Source organism: Beijerinckia indica subsp. indica ATCC 9039, assembly GCF_000019845.1.
In the GTDB taxonomy this organism is placed as follows: domain Bacteria; phylum Pseudomonadota; class Alphaproteobacteria; order Rhizobiales; family Beijerinckiaceae; genus Beijerinckia; species Beijerinckia indica.
The window spans coordinates 300,844-319,179 of record NC_010581.1; the positions used below are offsets into that span (position 1 = coordinate 300,844).

Consider the following 18,336-nt stretch of genomic DNA (forward strand, 5'->3'; position numbering starts at 1 on the left):
AACAGGCAAGTTTCTCGACATTTGCCGAATCATCGGCCTGGCATCTCGCCCCTTGCACGGCTTCGCTCTTCTCTCATCGTCCCGCGCGCTTTACTCACGCGTTGCGATTGTGTACCTCCGTCCTTGCATACTCGGGATGAAAGCCGGGCGCGTCCTTTCGCGCCGGCCGATCGCAAAATCATTTTCCTGACACCTTAATAAAGACTCGGAAGCGAACGCGTCGCATGGCGAATGTGGTGGTAGTCGGCGCCCAATGGGGCGACGAGGGCAAGGGCAAGATCGTTGACTGGCTCTCGATCGAGGCGGACATCGTCGTCCGCTTCCAGGGCGGGCACAATGCCGGTCATACCCTGGTCATCGGCAATCAGGTTTATAAGCTTGCGCTCCTGCCATCGGGCATCGTGCGGCTGGGCAAATTATCCGTCATTGGCAATGGCGTCGTCGTTGATCCGCAGCATCTGGTGGAAGAAATTGCCAAATTGGCGGCGCAGGGCATCGAGATCACGCCGGACAATCTGAAAATCGCCGAAAACGTACCTCTGATTCTCGGCCTGCATCGCGAACTCGACGCGCATCGCGAATCGTCCACGGTCGAGGGTGTGAAGATCGGCACGACCAAGCGTGGCATCGGTCCCGCTTATGAAGACAAGGTCGGACGCCGCGCCATCCGCCTCATGGATCTTGCCGAGCCGGATACGCTTGATGAAAAGATCGTGCGCCTTCTCGCCCATCACGAGCCCTTGCGGCGCGGTCTCGGCCTCGAGCCGATAAGCGCTGGGGCGATCCGCGCCGAGCTCGAAAGCCTAGCTCCCAAAATCCTGCCCTTCATGGATGCGACCTGGGATCTGCTTGAGAATGCGCGCCGAGCCGGCAAGCGCATTCTGTTCGAGGGGGCGCAAGGGGCCTTGCTCGATATCGATCACGGCACCTATCCTTTCGTGACCTCCTCCAATACGGTGGCGGCCAATGCGGCGACGGGATCGGGCCTCGGCCCCAAGGCGATCGGTTATGTGCTGGGCATCGCCAAGGCTTATACGACGCGTGTCGGTGGCGGCCCCTTTCCGACCGAATTGCTCGACGAAACGGGTCAATTGATCGGTGATCGCGGTCACGAATATGGCGTCAATACCGGCCGGCGGCGGCGCTGCGGCTGGTTCGATGCGGTTTTGGTGCGCCAGACCGTCAAGACCTGCGGTATCGATGGAATCGCCTTGACCAAGCTCGATATTCTGGATGGTTTCAAGGAGATCAAGGTTTGTGTCGGCTATGATCTCGACGGCCGTCGCATCGATCGTCTGCCGGCAAGCCAATCGGCTCAGGCTCGTGTGAAGCCGATCTATGAAACGATCGACGGTTGGGAAGGCACAACGGCCGGAGCCCGCTCCTGGGCCGATCTGCCGGCCCAGGCGATCAAATATGTGCGGCGGATCGAGGAATTGATCGAAGCGCCGGTGGCGCTCTTGTCGACGAGCCCGGAACGCGCCGATACAATCCTCGTCCATGATCCGTTCCGGGATTGACGTCATCTTGATGCAAGCAAACGGGACCAGTCTGGTATCGAGAATCACAGATTCTCGATCCGTCACTTTTTAAACTTATCCACTTGTCCCCGTTGATCCGTGACGAGTCGCGCTTCAACGGGGTGGATACAGGGGACAGAATCGCCTTTTAATGAGCACCCGCGTCGTCGGGATTGACGAATACAAGCGAGAATGTTCAAAACCGATAATGGCTGATTATTACCCGCTCCTCGCCAAGGCTATTGCTGGTTTGCCGGACGCATCGTCAGAAGCGCGCCAAGCCATTTATGAACGTGCGCGCAAGGCGCTTATCAGCCAATTGCGCGCGCATCAGCCGCCCGTGCCGGAAGCCAATATCGAGGCTGAGTCCCAAGCCCTTGCTCAGGCGGTGGCCAAGCTCGAGGCGGAACTGGCTATCGAATCGGAGCTGGGCAAGAAGAATCCTGGTGCGCCCGATGCCGGCATCAACAAAGCGGAAGCGCCGCTGGCTCCCCTTGTTCCGCCAAAGCCTGCCAGCCCTGAGCCGGTCCCCGCGCCGGCGCCGCGCCTCCCGCTACGGCCTCTGACGCCGCCGGTAAGCGCTCCTGTCGCAGAAAAGGCGGAAAAGCCCGTTTCCGAAAAAAAACCTTACTGTCCCGCCCCCCGCCACGAATGCGCCTTCGGCCGGTGAGGAACCCAAGGCGACTTCCATTTCTGAAACACCGGCGGAAAGTGCCGAGCCAGCGGGCTGGAATGGACTGAAACGGCCGGCCACGGCTCCGGAGGACGGATCGTTCGATCTCTTGCGGCCTTTCGCGCCGCAGCCAAAGCCTGAACGCGCGGCACCAAAACAGCTCTGGATCGTCGGCGCCGCTGTTGGCCTAGTCGTCCTGCTCGTGGCTTTTGCTGCCTGGAAATTGCGTGATCGCCCGGAAGATCTGGCGCATCTGCAGCCCAATGCGACATCGGCACCAAGCGATGGCACAGGCAAGATCATCGATCGGATCGGCGGCGGGACCATCACTTCGGCGGCGGATGCGCCAACCGATGGAGCGAGCGCGACCGATACGGCACAGGGCGCTGGTCAAGCGGCGAGCCCGTCGGGGAGTCAATCGAGCAATCAAGCGAGTAATCCAGCGCCGGTCTCGGCCAATAGTGGCCTCGCTCAGCCCGGGCGCGCGGCTTTCCTGATGGAAGCGCCGGAAGAAGCCAACAAGGTCAAAACCGCGACCGGGAGCGTCGTCTGGCGGCGCGAAATGATCGTCAGTGATCCCAACGGCCCCCCGGAGGTCGCTGTCCGCGCCGATGTCGATATTCCGAGCCTGAAACTTCAGGCGGTCCTGATCTTCCAAAAGAATACGGATCTTAGCCTGCCGGCGTCGCATACGATCAAGATCAATTTCGCCATGGCGCCCGATGCCCCCTTTACCAGCGTGCGCCAGATCAGCGTGCCGCAGATGCGGCGCGAGGATGCGGCGAACGGCGATATTTTGGGCGGCGTCCCCGTGCCGATCACCGATAATGCCTTCTTGATCGGTCTCAGCCGCGGCAGTGGCGAAGCCAATAATATTACTTTGCTCCGCGACCGCGGATGGATCGACGTACCGCTGATGCTCGGCAATGGCAGGATCGGCAAACTGACCTTTGAAAAAGGGGCCGCCGGGCAACAGGCGATGGAGGAAGCTTTCGCCGCTTGGGCTCAGCCTTAAGCGTCTTGTTCAAAACTCTGTTTCCAAGGGTCTGTTCCCAGCCTGCTTTAAGGCCCGTTGAAACTCAGGGTTCCGGTCGCCGGCTCGACGTGATTCGACCTCCGCTTTGGCGGTGTGTCGGCCGTGATGCATCGGAACCGGTTTGTGGTAAGAGGCACGCGATGCGCCCTCGCCAATCGGCTTCACGGGGTGCGGTCTTCTCTAGCATCGTAACGCTCCCTTGCTTGCTGCATGGCTTGCCAGTTCTCTCCAATCCAGCCCGTGAACACCTCAAGCGGATACAGCATGCTTTTCCCCATGGCGCTGAGTTCATATTCAACGCGCGGCGGGACCTCGGAATAATAGTGGCGCAAAACTAGGCCATTGCGCTCAAGCATGCGCAGCGTGAGCGTCAGCATGCGCTGCGATATGCCTTGGACCCCGCGCTTAATTTCCGAAAATCGAAGACGGTTCTCTGGTGCGCGCGCCAGCAGAAGCACGACGAGGATCGTCCATTTGTCCCCGAGATGAGTCAGCACGACATGCGGCGCGCACGATAGAAGCTGCACGCTGGGAGGTGTCTGTTGACGAGGCTTTTTCTGCACAGTTGACGGCATGGGTTATCTCCATGTGACTGACGCACAACGATGTGCCGTCTTGTGCAAGCGACCTAACGGTATAGGTTGGTAACTATCAAGAGTTATCTATAGGAACCAGATGATGCAGATCGGGATCATCGGTGCGGGTTATGTCGGAGAGGCGCTAGCGGCCAGGCTTGTCGAGACTGGATACAAGGTGAAGGTCGCGAACTCTCGGGGTCGAGACAGTCTCGCCGCATTTGCGCGAAAGACCGGCGCCCAAGCGACCGATATCGAGGATATCTCGTCGGGCGTGAATATTCTCGTCGTCGCCATTCCGATGGCGCGGGTGGCCGAGCTGCCGAAGTCGGTCATCGACACGCTTCCGCAAGGCGCGATTGTCGTGGATGCGGGTAATTACTATCCGCTGCGGGACGGGGAAATCGCGACAATCGACCAAGGCATGCCCGAGTCTGCCTGGGTATCTCAACAACTCGGCATCCCTGTCATCAAGGTGTTCAATAATATCATCGCCTCCCGGCTGGCCACCTGTGGCAAGCCCAAGGGCGACCGTCACCGCATTGCATTGCCCGTAGCTGGGGACGATCCGAAAGCCCGAACCACAATCATGGGCCTTGTCGAGACCCTGGGTTTCAGTGCTTTCGACGCAGGTCCCATATCGGAATCGTGGCGCCAACAGCCAGGACAACCAGCCTATTGCACCGATCCAACGCTTGCCGAACTGCCGTTGCTGCTGAAACGCGCCGATCGAATGGAGGCAGCGCGCAATCGGGACAAGGCGGCGAGGATATTGCCCAAGCTGCCAGAGACATACTCAACTGAGCAGCTTGTTCGTGTCGCCCGTTTCTTCGTGGGCCTAGATAGGCTGAAGCCGGCAAGTTGGATTGCTATGCTGCGCCTTGGCTACACGCTTCTTCGGTCCCCGCGGTGACCATAACTGATCTCGGAGCGCAGCCAGAAATCTGGTCAACGGATCTTAATAAAAGCCCAAGGGAAAATATTTGAGATAGAGTTCGCTATAGAGCCCGCGTGTGGCCACGCGGGCGAGCCCATAGTCAAGGGCTTTGCGCAGATCATCATCATCAGTGCGCATGGCCATGCCGATCCCTTCGCCGAAATAGGCACTTTCCGTAAAAGGACCGCCTTGGAAGGCGCAGCAATCTTGCGAATCCGTTCCGTTTAACCAGAGGGCGAGTGTGATGCCGTCGCCGAACAGGGCATCAATCGAGCCGTTGCGCAAGGCCTCCTGCGCCTCGGCGAGAGTCGGGAAGGGTTGACGCGTCACTTGCGCGAAAAAGGCGGTCAGATAAGCCTCATGCGCCGTTCCTTGTTCGACGCCAATCCTTTTGCCGGCCAATTTCTCCGGTATCGCTTCGATGGGGGAGGCCCGCCGTGTCACGAAACGCGCGGGCGTCGTATAATAGGGGGCAGTAAAGGCAATGCCCGATTGCGGACCGGGTCGCGTGGCGCGGTCGACACGCAAAGCGGCCAGCAGCACATCCCCTTCTTTCGCGGCAAGGGCCGGTTCCAAGAGATCGAAACGGCGTGCCTGAATGGTGCAAGCAAGTTTCAAATCCTCGCAAATGGCGCGTGCGAGATCGATATCGAAGCCAACGAGCGTTCCATCGTCCAGGGTGAAATGAAAGGGTGGCCAATCCGCCTCAGTCAGAAAGCGGATTGTCCGAGCCGAACTGAGCACCGGCTTTTCGGGGAGATGGCGAGGGTCCCAGAAGTTCGGCAGAAAGGTTGGCTTGGCCTCGGCCGTCATGCCGGTCGTGGCATGGCTGAGGAAACCGGTGAGAAAAACCAGCAAGATGGCGAGGGAAGCCAGGGGGCAGCTTGAATCCGGTCGCATCGGCAATTAGGTCCTGCGCGGAGCGTGCGGCATTGTGGAAAGATCCGGCACTGATTCGCCAGCCTTTTGAGACCATCGCACGATTTAAGGATCCTATTTAATAGGCCAGACCTGCCAAGGGACATTCCTTTGGGGTCCCCTTTGACGCATTTTCCAGAATAAGAGAGCATGTCTCCTCATTACGGCTTAAAAAGATATGCTCTGGCGTCCTCGGCGGGGCCGGACACTGCTTCGTAGCGAGGCAGCATTGATTTTGCTTCAGTTCAAATGATCGCGGGCATGGAGCGGGCCACGCATGTGAGCCGCGCGAACGGCTCCACAAGCAGTGATACCAAAGGTCGTGAAGAACGACCTTTGGTTCCTTTCTTGAATTTTCGCTTTTTCAAAGCGAGAGCGAAAATTCAAGAGCGGTCCAACGGTCATTGATCATGACCGTTGGTATGACATAAGGGTGTCGATGTGAGGGCAAGGCGCCATGGTTGATCTCCTCGCACGGACAGATTCGCGTGCCGAGCCCGAAATCGAGGCTGCCCCCTCAGCACCGGCTGCATCCTCATCGGCCGAAGGACTGAGTTGCCTGCCGCTTTTCTTTCCTCTTGCCGGGCGAACCGTCGTCCTCGCCGGTGATGGGGAGGCCCTGGTCTGGAAAGCTGAGCTTTTGTACTCGACCGGGGCTTATCTGCGTGTTTTCGCGCCGCAACCCGTGCCTCGGCTAGCCGCTTTTCTCCAAAGTGAAGATCACGAGGCCGAAAAGCCCGCCCCATCAGCCTCTTCGCAAGAGCAGCGTTGCCTATGGCATCAGCGTCCAATCCGGGCGGAGGATCTTTCCGGCGCGGCACTGGTCATTGCCGCCTGCGATGAGGATAGCGAGGCTGCGGCCCTCCTGGCCATGGCGCGCGCGGCCGGTGTGCCGATCAATATCATCGACAGACCGGAACGGTCGGATTTTCAGTTCGGCGCGATCCTCGATCGCTCTCCCCTTGTCATCGGCATTTCAACACACGGCGCCGCGCCGGCCCTGGCGCAAGCCCTGCGCGGCCGGCTCGAAGCCTGGCTGCCTGCTTCTTTGCAACATTGGGCGGCAGCCGCGCGAAACTGGCGCGCACGGTTGAAACGGGAGCCGGTGAACAATCCGCGGCGATTTTGGAGTCTGTTCAGCCAGGCGGCGCTTGCGGCGGATCGCGAGGCGCCGCGCGAAACGGATTTCCAGCGCATGCGCGAGGAGAGCCAGAAACAGGACGATGCAGAATCCCTGGAGGAAACCATAAGCCCCAACCAAAAAGGTGTCGTCGCTCTGGTCGGTGCGGGACCAGGTGATCCCGAACTCCTGACCTTGAAGGCGCTGCGCTTCCTACAGGAAGCGGACGTCGTCCTCTATGACGATCTCGTTTCGCCACGCATCGTCGCCATGGCACGGCGCGATGCGGAAAAGATCCCGGTCGGCAAGCGCGGCTATCGTCCCTCATGCCGGCAGGATCATATTACCGCGCAATTGGTCGCGCTGGGGTTGGCGGGCAAGAAAGTGGTTCGTCTCAAGGGAGGTGACCCGATGATTTTCGGCCGCGCCAATGAGGAAATCGCGGCCCTGCGCGCGGTGGGCGTCAGGGTTGAGGTCGTTCCTGGCATCACGGCGGCGCTCGGCGCGGCCGCGAGCTTGCAAATGTCATTGACCGAGCGCGACAAAGCGCGGCGCCTGCAATTCATCACTGCCCATGCGCATGATGGAAGCTTGCCGGACGACATGGACTGGCGGGCTCTTTGTGATCCGCGCGCTTCAAGTATCGTTTATATGGGGGTGAAAACCCTGCAGGCTTTGGCCTCGCGGCTCCTCGCAGAGGGGATCGATCCGACGACGCCGGCTTTGCTCATCGAACGCGCGACCCAACGGGACGAAAGGGTACTCGCCGGCACGATCGAAAGCTTGCCGCCCCTGGTCGCGGCGGCGGCTCCTGACGGCCCCTGTCTCGTTTTCATTGGCGCAGCCTTCGCATCGCCTGAAACTGAGACATCAAAGGACAGCGTTATCGAAGCCGCCCTGTGAATTTTTTTTCACTGAACCCGTGAACTTGCGCCTTCAAAGCAAGGTCCACGCGCCTTCGCGATGGGGTTTCGCGGAGGCAAAGCCTCAGGCTTCCAGCGAGCGCAGGTTGTAGGGCGCCTGTTTTTGCTGGTCCTCGTCGGAAGCGGAATCGGCGTTTTTCTCGCGCGTGTCGAGATTGGGCACCTTATCGAGATCGGCGAGGGCTTCATCGAGGCTGTTGCGGGCCTCGATGAGTTGGTGGCTCAATTCCTCGGCGGAGCGCTGCAGATTATCCCGCCGCGTGCGTGCAGCCCGGGCGTAGGTCGGATAAGCGAAATGGGTCGGATCGGAGACGCCAGCCCTTTGCTCTTCCAGGCTGATCTCCTGTTCGAGATCACTCGCCATGCGGGAAAATTCCGCGATCATGGCCTCGATCTGCATGACACGGCGCCGTTTTTCCTCCGCATAAAAACGCTTGAGGCGCATGATATTCTCGCGCGATTTCATTCAGCAAGCTCCACACCGGTCACAAACGTCCTGTCCCTTGCGCCTTTTGAGGACAAAGGAGGCAGGGATGAAAAGCGGACTAGTATCGAGAATCACAGATTCTCGATCCGTCACTTTTTAAACCGTATCCACCTCCTTGAAGCCCGACGAGTCGCGCTTCAAGGAGGTGGATACGAGGCGACGCCATCCGATCCTGATCATCTGATCCTGATTCAAGGGAGCGAAGCCACGATGCCGGGTGAACGGCTCGAAAATCCGGATTGAGACTTTTCAATCGAGATTTTCGACGGCTTGGAAAGTGCGCGTCTCTTCCCTTGAACTTTCCGAACTAATTGTGGCGCAGTAAAGTTGCGTATTCCTTACCGAATTTGGTTCGTCTTCATGCAATGGACGAAGTCTTGCGGTGTTTCTGCTCAATTCTCCGATTGTCAGAAGCCTGTCCGTCATGCCTTGACCCTGTAGTCACTACAGGGCCCATGTGTGGAACCATGCTGAATTTGTCTATGGTGAATTTATCCTGGTGACTTTGGCGAGGTGAGGTCATGGCGAGCGCCAGCATCTTGAAGCTGCGGGTCGAAGGCATGGATTGCGGGGCCTGCGCCTTGAAGATCGAGGCCGCAATGCGGTCCTTGCCAGGTGTCGCGGATATTGCGGTCGATTATCACAAAGCCTCGCTCTCTCTCACGCTTGACGAAGACCGCTCTTCCCGCGCCGTAATCGAGGCCAGGATCAGGGCGCTCGGCTATACACCGATCGGTGACGGCGTGGCGGTGGCTTGTGAGACGGATCGTGATCATGGTCCAAGGCAAGACGCCTGGTGGGCCTCGCGCAAGGGACGGTTGGTCATCACGACGGGTGTTGTGCTGAGCCTTGCGACTATCATCGCCTATCGCGCGCCGGAATGGTCATATTGGGCCTATGGCGTGGCGACACTGGCGGGCCTTTTACCGCTCAGCCGGCGGGCTTTGGCGGGAGCACGCTCGGGAGTTCCGTTCAGCATTGAGACGTTGATGACAATCGCCACGGCTGGCGCCATCGCCATCGGCGAGGCGCAAGAAGCCGCCGTGATCGTGTTCCTGTTTGCCGTGGGGGAATTATTGGAAGGCATCGCGGCTGATCGCGCGCGGACCGGCATCAAGGCGCTGACCAAGCTTTTGCCACGCCAAGCGCTCCGCCTACACGGGGCAAATGTCGAGATGGTGTCCGTCGAGACATTGGCCGTCGGAGATCATGTGGTGGTTCGGCCGGGCGACAGGATTCCTTCCGATGGCTTCGTCGTCGAGGGGATGTCGGAGGTCGATGAAGCGCCTGTGACGGGGGAATCCATGCCTGTCGCCAAAGAGACCGGCGCGATTGTCTATGCGGGAAGCATCAATGCCAATGGCGAGTTGCGTGTCGAAATTACCCGGACAGCGGCTGATAATACGATCGCGCGCATCATTCATAAGGTCGAGGAGGCCCAGGCCTCGAAAGCACCGACAGCCCGTTTGATCGACCGTTTCAGCCGATTGTATACGCCTTTTGCCATGGCGGCGGCAGGCTTTGTGGTCCTGATGCCGCCGCTGTTCTTTGGGGCTGACTGGTTCCTCTCGATCTATCGCGGTCTGGCCGTGCTGCTGATCGCCTGTCCCTGTGCTCTCGTCGTTTCCACACCCACCGCCATTGCCTCGGGGCTTGCGAGCGGTGCCCGGCATGGCCTGCTCATCAAAGGAGGCGCGGCGCTCGAGACACTGAGCCGGGTCCAGACGATCGCCTTCGACAAGACGGGCACGCTGACCTTGGGTCATCCGCAAGTCACGGATGTTTTGCCAATCCATGGGAGCGTAGCCGAAATCCTCGTCAAGGCCGCGGCCGTCGAGCGGGGTTCCAGCCATCCGCTGGGAGTGGCGATTGTCGCGGAAGCCGAGAAACGGCATCTCGCACTGCCCGAATGTTTCGGTGGTGGGATCGCCATTCCTGGCAAGGCGATGATGGGTCGATTGAAATCGGGTTTTGTCTGGGTGGAATCACCGCGCCATGCCGCCGCGCAAACCGCCCTGGCCGATAACAATGACGATGACATTGCGGCCAGGATCGCGGCCTTGGAAGGGGAAGGCAAGACCGTTGTCGTCATCAGGGAAAACAAGACGATACTCGGATTGATTGCTTTGCGTGATGCGCCGCGATCGGATGCGGCCGAAGGCCTTGCGCGGCTTCGTGCCCTGGGCCTTCGCCTGGTGATGCTCACGGGGGATAATGGACGCGCCGCGACAACGCTTGGTCATGTACTTGGCCTTGAGGTGAAAGCTGAACTTCTGCCTGACGCCAAACTCGACGCGATTTTGACCTATAAAGCCGAGGCGCCGATCGCCATGGTCGGCGATGGCATCAATGATGCGCCGGCGCTCGCCGCCGCCTCGGTCGGTATTGCAATGGGCTGCGGGACCGATGTCGCCTTGGAAACGGCCGATGCTGCGCTTTTGAAGAATCGTGTGACCGGGGTCGCCGAACTGGTCGCTTTATCGCGCGCGACGCTTGCCATTGTCTGGCAGAATATCGCGCTGGCTCTTGGGTTCAAAAGCGTCTTTCTCGCAACCACTTTGTGGGGAGCGACGCCGCTTTGGACAGCGATTCTCGCCGATACTGGAGCCATGGTTCTCGTGACCGGCAACGCTCTGCGTCTGCTCCGTTTCAAAGTCAGTTGAGCAGGGGGCTCCAGGCAGGGTCGGAGGCGAAACTCGGCGTTGGCACGGGGAATTCGCCGCGACCGTAGAGATCGACCATGAACAGCCGTGGACCGCCCTGTCCGGAGGCATCGCGGAAGAACATGATATAGAGTCCGTTCGGCGCCCAGGTCGGCCCCTCGTTGTGAAAGCCCTCGGTCAGGATGCGTTCGCCCGAACCATCCGGTTTCATCACGCCAATGCCGAAACTGCTGCCTTTCTGACGTGTGAAGGCAATGTAGTCGCCGCGCGGCGACCAGACAGGCGTCGAATAGCGGCCATCGCCGAAGGAAACGCGGCGCGTGCCGCCGCCCGCGGCCGACATCATATAGATCTGCTGTGTACCGCCCCGGTCTGATTCGAAGACGATCTGCGTGCCATCGGGCGAATAAGAGGGCGATGTATCGATTGAACTCGAATCCGACAGGCGCGTCGTATTGCGCGAGCGCAAATCCATGGTGAAGAGATTGGAGGAGGCGCCCTGCGAGAGGGACATGACGATCTTTTGCCCATCCGGCGAAAAGCGCGGCGAGAAGGTCATGCCCGGAAAATTGCCGACGACTTCCCTTTGGCCTGTTTCGATATTGAGGAGCAGGACTTTGGGATCGGCCGCGCCGAAGGACATGTAGGTGATGTCCTGCGATGAGGGTGAAAAACGCGGCGTCACCACGAGATCATCGCCGCGCGTCAGATAGCGCACATTGGCACCATCCTGATCCATGATGGCGAGGCGCTTGCGGCGATGATCGCGCGCGCCGGTCTCATCGACGAAGACCACCCGTGTGTCGAAAAAGCCTTTTTCGCCGGTGATGCGTGAAAAGATCGTATCCGAAATGATATGGGCGACGCGGCGCGCATTATTGGGATCAGTCACATATTGCTGGCCGGCGATCTGCTGGCCGCTCGTCACGTCCCAGAGCCGGAACTCGGTCTGCAGGCGTCCATCGGCGCTGCGGGCGCTGCGGCCGGTCACCACGAATTGCGCGTTGATCGTCTTCCAGGCATCCATTTGAGGGGCCTGATCGGGATTGGAAACATCGCTGACGAAGCTTTTGGGATCGAGCGGATTGAGAAAGACCGAGCGGCGGAAATTATTGATGATGATGCTGGTTGGATGGCTCGGCCCCGAACCATCGCCGGCGAAAGTGGTCACGGCGATCGAGACGGGCTTGAACTCGCCGCCCGGCCGCACGTCGAGATAACGATCTTGCGCGAAGGCGCGCGGGATCGGCGCGATGACGGGTGCCGCGCTAAGACCTATGAGGAGTTTGGCCGCCGAGCGCCGCGTCAGGGACAAGGGATTGGACAAGAAAGGTTTCAAAGCATTTCCTCCGGATCGAAGCGGACGATCCGGCCTTTCCATTGATCATAATAGGGCTGATATTGGGCGGGGATTTTCAGTGGATTACAACGCCGCACGGCCCGCATCGCACTGTCCGCCAAACCACGCAATTGCGGGTCGGACGGCGGGTTGAGGAGGGAAGGCTGACCGATCAGCGAGCCATCCTCGGCATATTGGACATGGATTTCAGGCACATATTTCTGCTTGTTGAGGCCGATGAAACTCCAGCACTGCTTGTATTGATCCTGCAATATGCTGTCGAGCCGGTCCCACATGGAGGGGGACATTTTGGCGGCATTCGCGTTCGGCAAGCCGAGCGAAGCCGTTTGCTGCACGGTTTTGCCGGTCGAAGCCTTGTGCTGCGGCGCTTCCGCGCTCAGAAGCTTGCTGATATCGGCGGCGTTGAACTTGCTCGGTTCCGTGGCGGCCTCGGAGCCGGATTTCGGCCGCTGGGCGGGTTTCGCCTCAGCTTTTTTTGTCTCTGTCTTGGCCGGTGTCTGTTCGAGCAGTTTCGCCACGGCATCGGGGGCGAATTTCGGCGTCGGCTTGGTCTCGTTTGGCTTGGCCTCGTGCGGTTTGGGCTTATCCTCGGGCTTGGACTCGGATTTTGGCTCAGGTTTGGGCTTGGTTTCCGCCTTGGGCCGGGGCGCGGGCAGCGGCTCGGCTGCCTCCGGGCTGACCGGCTGCGGTTTTGGCTCTGCTTTTTGCGGGGGCTGCGGCTTGGCCGGAGGCGTCGGCGGCTCCAGCTTGGCCTCCTGCGCAGGCCGGGGTGGTGGCGTCTGGGCGGGGCGCTCCGGCGGCTTCGGCGGGGTTGGAGTTTCTCTTTGCGCTTCTTGCGGCTTCTCGCTCTCGCCGGGATCGGGTTGCGGCTTGCCTGGCCGTGGCGGTGGCATCACATCCTTCTTCGCCTCGGCGAGCGGCGGTTGCGGGTGCAATTCGGCGAGATCGGAGACGCGCTCGGCACGATGCGAGGACTGCACCGTCTTGGCGGTCTTTTCCCCTTTCATGATCTGGTTGAGATCCTGGGTGGTGACCATGTCGACAGGGATCGACTCCACAGCCTCGGGGAACTGCGGCGTGCTGGAAAAGGAAATGACGAAGGCCAGGAGCAAGGCGGCATGCGCGGTGAGCGAGACGCCGAAGCCGGGATTATCGTTGAGTTTCTTGCTAATTGACTGACGGATCATGCTGACGAGGCTCGCCGCCGACGCACCCGTCTCCTGGCGGTCCCAGTCGTCCGCATCGTCGAAATTTTCGCCGGGGTGGTGCAAGGCGTGCAGTCGCATGGCGTTGGATCGCCTCAGTTCTTGCTCGGATCGGTCACGAGCGCGACCTTTTTATAGCCGGCGCCGGTGATGATTGTCATGACCTCGGCGATCTTGCCATAATTGACCGTATTGGCGCCGCGCACATAAATCCGCTCGTCGAAGCCTTCCTTAGCCATGTCTTTCAGGGCGGCTGCGAGCGTGCTGCTGTCGACCTGCTTGTCCATCACGAAAATGTCGCCCTTGTCATCGACAGCCACCGACAGCGGCTTGTGCTCGACATTCAGCGCCGCCGCCTTGGTCTGCGGCAGATCAATCGGCACGCCGGTCGCGAGCAGGGGCGCTGCAACCATGAAGATGATGAGCAGCACCAGCATGACGTCGATGAAAGGCGTCATATTGATATCGGCCATGGCTCCGTAGCGGCGCCCACCACGACGGCCGCGTCCTCCGCCCCGTCTTCCCGTCGCCATCGACATGCCCATGTCTCAAGATCCTTTCGTCCGATGTGTTACGCGTCTCGACGGACAGGCCGCATCTTAAGCGGCGCGGTCCTGCACATTATGCTGGTCGATCTGGCGTGACAGGATCGAGGAAAATTCATCGGCGAAGCTTTCGAGTTTGGCCTGTTTGCGAGCCACGTCGTTTTGCAGCTTGTTATAGGCGATCAGGGCGGGAATGGCCGCGAACAAGCCGATCGCGGTGGCGAAGAGCGCTTCCGCGATACCGGGCGCCACGACCGCGAGCGAGGTATTTTTGGAGGCCGCAATCGACCGGAAGGCGGTCATGATACCCCAGACGGTGCCGAACAGGCCGACGAAGGGGCCGGCGGAAGCGACGGTGGCGAGGACCAGGAGCGAGGATTCGTATTTTTCGACTTCCCGCGCGATCGAGACATCGAGGGCCTTTTCGATCCGCGCCTGCAAACCGAGGAAGGAATGAGCGGCCCCCTGCATGGAGCGTTTCCATTCCCGCATGCCAGCGACGAACAGGCTGGCCATACCGCTCACGGGCTTGGCGGATAAGGTCGCGTAAAGTTCATCGAGCGACGTGCCGGACCAGAAAATATCCTCGAACCGGGCCATATCCCGATCGACTTTGGAAAACAGCAGCACTTTGTTGACGATGATGGCCCAGCACCAGATCGAGGAGCCGAGCAGGCCGAGCATGACGATCTTGACGATAATATGCGCCGACCAGAACATGCTGAACAACGATACTTCCGTGACCGGCGCGGCGGCGCTGGCAAGATCGGCAGGATTCATGAAGTTGGGTCCTTGCAACGAGAGGCCGGAGCGAACCGGCGGAGGAAAAAGGTCTGAATGAAACGCGAAATATTTTCATTCCTCGAACGGAAATCCGTCATTTCTGCGGCTGTGCCGGTCTCCCGTGCGCGAGAGCCCGGATCGGGCGCCGATTTCGTCGAATCCGCGATGGAACAGAACCAGGGCCACTCTCTGCAGCCTTGGTATTATGCAGCCCTTAAGGTTAAAGACAGATTACTCATTAACGGCCAAGCTTAGCTGAAGACTTAATCTCCGATTGGCGTGAGGCATTATATTTTAAACTGAAACGCGGCGCGAACTCCAGCCTTTCATTGCGTGTCCTAGGGGGTGTGGGGATTCACAGAAGCGTTGAAATATGATTCACACTTTGGATGGAACGCTTTGTATTGACGGACGCCCAGTGGGCGAAGATGGCGCCGCTATGTCTGTTCGGCAATTGGAGCACGGCGTTCCGCCGGTTCAGCGACTGGCGCAAGGCTGATGTTTTTAAGCGGATTTTCGACGCTTTGTCGGATGACGCGGACATGGAATACGCCATGGTCGACGCCACCATCGTGAAGGTTCACCGCCAGGGGCAGGGCGCAAAAGGGGGACTCAGAGCCAGGCCATAGGCCGATCGAAAGGCGGATGACCACCAAAATTCTCGCGCTGACCGACGCCTTGGGTAATCTCGTACGTTTCCACCTGATGCCGGGCAACCGCTTCGACAGCATCGGCGTCGCCCCGCTGATTGACGGGGTCGAATTTGGCACCGTCATCGCCGACAAGGCTTTCGACAGCAACACCATCGTCGCCAATCTCAACAAACGCGGTGCCAAGATCGTCATCTCGCAGCATCCGCGACGGCCAAGCCCATCCCGCTCGACACCGAAATGTATAAGTGGCGACACCTGATCGAGAACTTCTTCTGCAAGCTCAAAGAGTTCAAACGCATCGCCATGCGCGCAGACAAAACCGATCAGAGCTTCGAGGCCATGATCTATCTCGCCGCCGCCATAATCAACTCACAATAAATCCCCCACACGCCCTAATTCGCGTTTGCGATTTTCGTTATCCCAATCTGGTTCGCCAAACAGCCAGTCAGGCGCACCAGCCTTGATAATATCTTTCGCAGTATCATCAGATACACGAGTAAGCGTGATGTATTCAGTCGGCCCGCAGCAATCATGATAACGTAATTGTAAAGACCAAGGCTTGCCTTCAAGAAGGCCGGATAGACGCAAGATCAGGTCAGGCATTCTTCGCTCCATTTCCATACAGCGCGACATTCATGGATCGCGCGCCGCCAAGAGCGCAGGCGGTGACGGCCGCAGGAGGTACCTTTGGACCCGCCGGAGTCAACCCCCAGGATGGGGGTCTGGCCCGGGCGAGAACATTGGACCCGGATCACCTCTCGGGGGTAGCCCACCTCTGGACACTAACATCCGCCAGCGCCTCGAATATAGCCGGCGTGCGTTCCAGGCGGGCGATCGTGCGCGCGCCTTCGAGGGCAGCTACCAATGCGGCTGCGGTTGAGGATGCGCGCGCGGGAGCGAAACCGCACCCCCTGAAATGCTCCGCAATAATCTCGGTCGAATCGACAAATCCGCGCGCTACCCGTTTAGTCAGCTCAGCGTCAAGCGTGGGCAGTTCATTCGCCAGATTTTGCATGAGACATCCATACTGGAAATCGGTCGCGACCATCTCGGCCGCGAATGTGCCGAAAATCTGATGAACAAAATTCAGAGCATCGCCCGTCGTATTCGCCGAAATATTCCGTAATACAGCAATTCTACCTGCAATGTAATGATCGATCGCTTCTTCCGCGAGCTGTGCCTTGCCGCGTGGAAAGTGAAAGTAGAACGATCCTTTAGGCGCACCGCTTTCTTCAAGGATCTGGGTCAATCCGGTCGCAGTGTAGCCTTGGATGCGAAACAGCCGTTCGGCCGTGGCGATCGCGCGAGCGCGGGCGTCAGTCTTACGTGTCATGCCGCGAACATACCACGCTTTGCTTGACGCTTCTATGGTGGTCACTATACTATGGTGATCACCATATAGCGGAGTTCGGCGATGCCTCTCTACAAAATCAAACCATCGCCGTCTCGACGCGCCGTCTTAGCGATGGGCGCGGCCAGCCTGGTTGCGGCTTCACTTCGACCGGCCCACGCAAACCCCATGGGAGGAACTGATTTGACGATATGGACATATGGCGAGGGAACGCTTCCCACGGGGGTCCGCTCGCGCATGATCCATGGGGTCAACGGCCTCAATGTCCATATTCTGGAGGCCGGTTACGAAAGCCCCAGCCGGCCGCTCGCGCTGCTTCTGCACGGCTTTCCGGATTTGGCTTACGGCTGGCGACACTTGATTCCAATTCTGGCTGAAGCCGGGTACCATGTCGTGGCGCCCGACCAGCGGGGCTTTGGCCGCACAACCGGTTGGGTGAACGACTATGACGCCCCGTTAGAGCCCTTCAGCTTCTTGAATATGGCGCGTGACGCCCTCGGACTGGTTGCGGCGTTGGGGTATCGCCGTACGGCAATGCTCGTCGGGCACGACCTCGGCTCACCCGTAGCAGCCTATTGTGCGCTAGCCCGACCTGACGTCTTTCCCTCGGTGGTGCTGATGAGCGCACCGTTCCCTGGTCCGCCGGCGTTTCCATTCGATACCGCGAAAAACGAGGCATCGTCGGTTCAACCGAACACTGAAAATCAAAAGCTAGCGGCCGCGCTGGCCGCGCTCGATCCGCCCAGAGAGTATTATCAACAATACTTGAGCACGCGGGCGGCGAACGATGACATGTGGCACCCCCCTCAAGGCTTGCATGCGTTTCTGCGTGCATTCTTCTACGTCAAGAGCGCCGACTGGCCGGGAAACAAGCCCCATCCGTTGAAGGCGCGAACCGCCGCGGAACTTGCACGAATGCCCACTTATTACGTCATGGATCTCGGCAGGACGATGCCCCAGACCGTCGCTCCATTCCAACCTTCCGCCACCGAGGTCCTGGCCTGCAAATGGCTCACCGAGCCAGAACTTGGAGTGTATACAGAGGAGTACGACCGCACCGGGTTTCAAGGTGCCCTGCAGGCTTATCGCGTCTTTTCCGATCCTGACCTAAACGCTGAGTTGCGCCTGTTTTCGGGCAAGACGATCGATGTCCCGTCGCTCTTCATCGGCGGGAAGAGCGATTGGGGCACCTATTCGGCGCCAGGCGCGCTCGATCTCATGAGGACGAAGGCGGCGACGAGGATGGGTGGCATGGAGCTGATCGACGGTGCCGGTCACTGGATCCAACAGGAGCAGCCGGTTCGGCTCGGCGCGCTCCTGCTTGCCTTCATTAAGGAGGTTGGTGGGGCGGGTCGTACCAGCCGTTAGGCCGGGGAATGCCTATCGCCGCTCTTGAAATATTGCCCGGCGACCTGATCACCGTCCCGACAGGTCCGTCACATTCAATGAAGCGCTTCGGTTTGGTGGTCCGGGTCAGGCGTTAGTTTCCGGCTTCGCTACGGCCTACCCCAACGGGTCATCTGGAATGTTAGAGGATCGGACTTTTAAACTGAATCCTATCCGATGCTCTATTTTTCTGAAAATGCA

16 protein-coding genes and 1 pseudogene are annotated in these 18,336 nt (G+C 59.4%); 8 read left to right on the plus strand and 9 right to left on the minus strand.

Annotated features, from left to right (window positions below; genetic code table 11):
• Positions 1-224: 224 nt before the first annotated feature.
• From BIND_RS01310 to BIND_RS01320, 3 genes are all read left to right on the plus strand, one after another.
• Positions 225-1,520: an adenylosuccinate synthase gene (locus tag BIND_RS01310; protein ID WP_012383276.1), complete on the plus strand. Its 1,296-nt coding sequence runs from the start codon at positions 225-227 to the stop codon at positions 1,518-1,520.
• Positions 1,521-1,728: 208 nt separating this feature from the next.
• Positions 1,729-2,190 (plus strand): hypothetical protein, encoded by a 462-nt coding sequence (locus tag BIND_RS01315; protein ID WP_041777867.1) that lies wholly within the window; start codon positions 1,729-1,731, stop codon positions 2,188-2,190.
• A gap of 112 nt (positions 2,191-2,302) precedes the next feature.
• Positions 2,303-3,208, plus strand: a complete 906-nt coding sequence (locus BIND_RS01320) for a hypothetical protein (RefSeq protein ID WP_041777868.1) — start codon at positions 2,303-2,305, stop codon at positions 3,206-3,208.
• Between the two features lie 182 nt (positions 3,209-3,390).
• Here the strand turns inward: BIND_RS01320 and BIND_RS01325 are convergent, their stop codons facing one another.
• A complete protein-coding gene (locus BIND_RS01325; RefSeq protein WP_012383277.1) occupies positions 3,391-3,804 on the minus strand; it encodes a winged helix-turn-helix transcriptional regulator in 414 nt (137 codons plus the stop codon).
• A 100-nt stretch (positions 3,805-3,904) separates the two neighbouring features.
• On the opposite strand from BIND_RS01325, the gene BIND_RS01330 reads away from it, so the two are divergent.
• Positions 3,905-4,717, plus strand: coding sequence for an NADPH-dependent F420 reductase (locus BIND_RS01330; RefSeq protein WP_012383278.1), 813 nt, complete (start codon positions 3,905-3,907; stop codon positions 4,715-4,717).
• A 45-nt stretch (positions 4,718-4,762) separates the two neighbouring features.
• On the opposite strand, the gene BIND_RS01335 is transcribed toward BIND_RS01330, so the two are convergent.
• Positions 4,763-5,641: a transporter substrate-binding domain-containing protein gene (locus BIND_RS01335; protein ID WP_012383279.1), complete on the minus strand. Its 879-nt coding sequence runs from the start codon at positions 5,639-5,641 to the stop codon at positions 4,763-4,765.
• Positions 5,642-6,116: 475 nt separating this feature from the next.
• On the opposite strand from BIND_RS01335, the gene cysG reads away from it, so the two are divergent.
• Positions 6,117-7,682 (plus strand): siroheme synthase CysG, encoded by a 1,566-nt coding sequence (cysG, locus tag BIND_RS01340; RefSeq protein ID WP_012383280.1) that lies wholly within the window; start codon positions 6,117-6,119, stop codon positions 7,680-7,682.
• An 84-nt stretch (positions 7,683-7,766) separates the two neighbouring features.
• On the opposite strand, the gene BIND_RS01345 is transcribed toward cysG, so the two are convergent.
• Positions 7,767-8,168 carry a fungal specific transcription factor domain-containing protein gene (locus BIND_RS01345; RefSeq protein WP_012383281.1) on the minus strand — a complete coding sequence of 134 codons (402 nt, stop codon included), beginning with the start codon at positions 8,166-8,168 and terminating at the stop codon, positions 7,767-7,769.
• Between the two features lie 542 nt (positions 8,169-8,710).
• Between BIND_RS01345 and BIND_RS01350 the strand changes: the two genes are divergently transcribed.
• A complete protein-coding gene (locus tag BIND_RS01350) occupies positions 8,711-10,852 on the plus strand; it encodes a heavy metal translocating P-type ATPase (RefSeq protein WP_012383282.1) in 2,142 nt (713 codons plus the stop codon).
• Here the strand turns inward: BIND_RS01350 and tolB are convergent.
• Genes tolB through tolQ form a run of 4 tightly spaced genes read right to left on the minus strand, consistent with a single transcriptional unit; the run spans position 10,845 to position 14,742 of the window.
• Positions 10,845-12,191: a Tol-Pal system beta propeller repeat protein TolB gene (tolB, locus tag BIND_RS01355; protein WP_012383283.1), complete on the minus strand. Its 1,347-nt coding sequence runs from the start codon at positions 12,189-12,191 to the stop codon at positions 10,845-10,847. The genes BIND_RS01350 and tolB overlap by 8 nt on opposite strands.
• A complete protein-coding gene (locus BIND_RS01360) occupies positions 12,188-13,498 on the minus strand; it encodes a hypothetical protein (protein ID WP_012383284.1) in 1,311 nt (436 codons plus the stop codon). The genes tolB and BIND_RS01360 overlap by 4 nt, the downstream gene beginning before the upstream one ends.
• A gap of 14 nt (positions 13,499-13,512) precedes the next feature.
• Positions 13,513-13,962: an ExbD/TolR family protein gene (locus tag BIND_RS01365; RefSeq protein WP_012383285.1), complete on the minus strand. Its 450-nt coding sequence runs from the start codon at positions 13,960-13,962 to the stop codon at positions 13,513-13,515.
• A 54-nt stretch (positions 13,963-14,016) separates the two neighbouring features.
• Positions 14,017-14,742: a protein TolQ gene (gene tolQ, locus BIND_RS01370; protein ID WP_012383286.1), complete on the minus strand. Its 726-nt coding sequence runs from the start codon at positions 14,740-14,742 to the stop codon at positions 14,017-14,019.
• A 392-nt stretch (positions 14,743-15,134) separates the two neighbouring features.
• Between tolQ and BIND_RS20405 the strand changes: the two are divergent.
• Positions 15,135-15,776 (plus strand): annotated as a pseudogene (locus BIND_RS20405) (IS5 family transposase).
• Here the strand turns inward: BIND_RS20405 and BIND_RS21145 are convergent.
• Positions 15,768-16,001, minus strand: coding sequence for a hypothetical protein (locus BIND_RS21145; protein ID WP_148210525.1), 234 nt, complete (start codon positions 15,999-16,001; stop codon positions 15,768-15,770). The pseudogene BIND_RS20405 and the gene BIND_RS21145 sit on opposite strands and share 9 nt — an antisense overlap.
• 148 nt (positions 16,002-16,149) lie before the next feature.
• Positions 16,150-16,731: a TetR/AcrR family transcriptional regulator gene (locus BIND_RS01390; RefSeq protein ID WP_012383287.1), complete on the minus strand. Its 582-nt coding sequence runs from the start codon at positions 16,729-16,731 to the stop codon at positions 16,150-16,152.
• Positions 16,732-16,812: 81 nt separating this feature from the next.
• On the opposite strand from BIND_RS01390, the gene BIND_RS01395 reads away from it, so the two are divergent.
• Entirely contained in the window at positions 16,813-18,117 is a 1,305-nt protein-coding gene (locus BIND_RS01395) for an alpha/beta hydrolase (RefSeq protein ID WP_012383288.1), read from the plus strand.
• Positions 18,118-18,336 lie beyond the last annotated feature (219 nt).

What these genes read in the sequence shown, in the direction of transcription:
- BIND_RS01345 (WP_012383281.1), bottom strand. Translation starts at nt 8,168, where the DNA reads ATGAAATCGCGCGAGAATATCATGCGCCTCAAGCGTTTTTATGCGGAG.
- BIND_RS01360 (WP_012383284.1), bottom strand. Translation starts at nt 13,498, where the DNA reads ATGCGACTGCACGCCTTGCACCACCCCGGCGAAAATTTCGACGATGCG.
- BIND_RS21145 (WP_148210525.1), bottom strand. Translation starts at nt 16,001, where the DNA reads ATGCCTGACCTGATCTTGCGTCTATCCGGCCTTCTTGAAGGCAAGCCT.
- BIND_RS01350 (WP_012383282.1), top strand. Translation starts at nt 8,711, where the DNA reads ATGGCGAGCGCCAGCATCTTGAAGCTGCGGGTCGAAGGCATGGATTGC.
- BIND_RS01330 (WP_012383278.1), top strand. Translation starts at nt 3,905, where the DNA reads ATGATGCAGATCGGGATCATCGGTGCGGGTTATGTCGGAGAGGCGCTA.
- tolQ (WP_012383286.1), bottom strand. Translation starts at nt 14,742, where the DNA reads ATGAATCCTGCCGATCTTGCCAGCGCCGCCGCGCCGGTCACGGAAGTA.
- cysG (WP_012383280.1), top strand. Translation starts at nt 6,117, where the DNA reads ATGGTTGATCTCCTCGCACGGACAGATTCGCGTGCCGAGCCCGAAATC.
- BIND_RS01365 (WP_012383285.1), bottom strand. Translation starts at nt 13,962, where the DNA reads ATGGGCATGTCGATGGCGACGGGAAGACGGGGCGGAGGACGCGGCCGT.
- BIND_RS01325 (WP_012383277.1), bottom strand. Translation starts at nt 3,804, where the DNA reads ATGCCGTCAACTGTGCAGAAAAAGCCTCGTCAACAGACACCTCCCAGC.
- BIND_RS01390 (WP_012383287.1), bottom strand. Translation starts at nt 16,731, where the DNA reads ATGACACGTAAGACTGACGCCCGCGCTCGCGCGATCGCCACGGCCGAA.
- BIND_RS01335 (WP_012383279.1), bottom strand. Translation starts at nt 5,641, where the DNA reads ATGCGACCGGATTCAAGCTGCCCCCTGGCTTCCCTCGCCATCTTGCTG.
- BIND_RS01395 (WP_012383288.1), top strand. Translation starts at nt 16,813, where the DNA reads ATGCCTCTCTACAAAATCAAACCATCGCCGTCTCGACGCGCCGTCTTA.
- BIND_RS01315 (WP_041777867.1), top strand. Translation starts at nt 1,729, where the DNA reads ATGGCTGATTATTACCCGCTCCTCGCCAAGGCTATTGCTGGTTTGCCG.
- BIND_RS01310 (WP_012383276.1), top strand. Translation starts at nt 225, where the DNA reads ATGGCGAATGTGGTGGTAGTCGGCGCCCAATGGGGCGACGAGGGCAAG.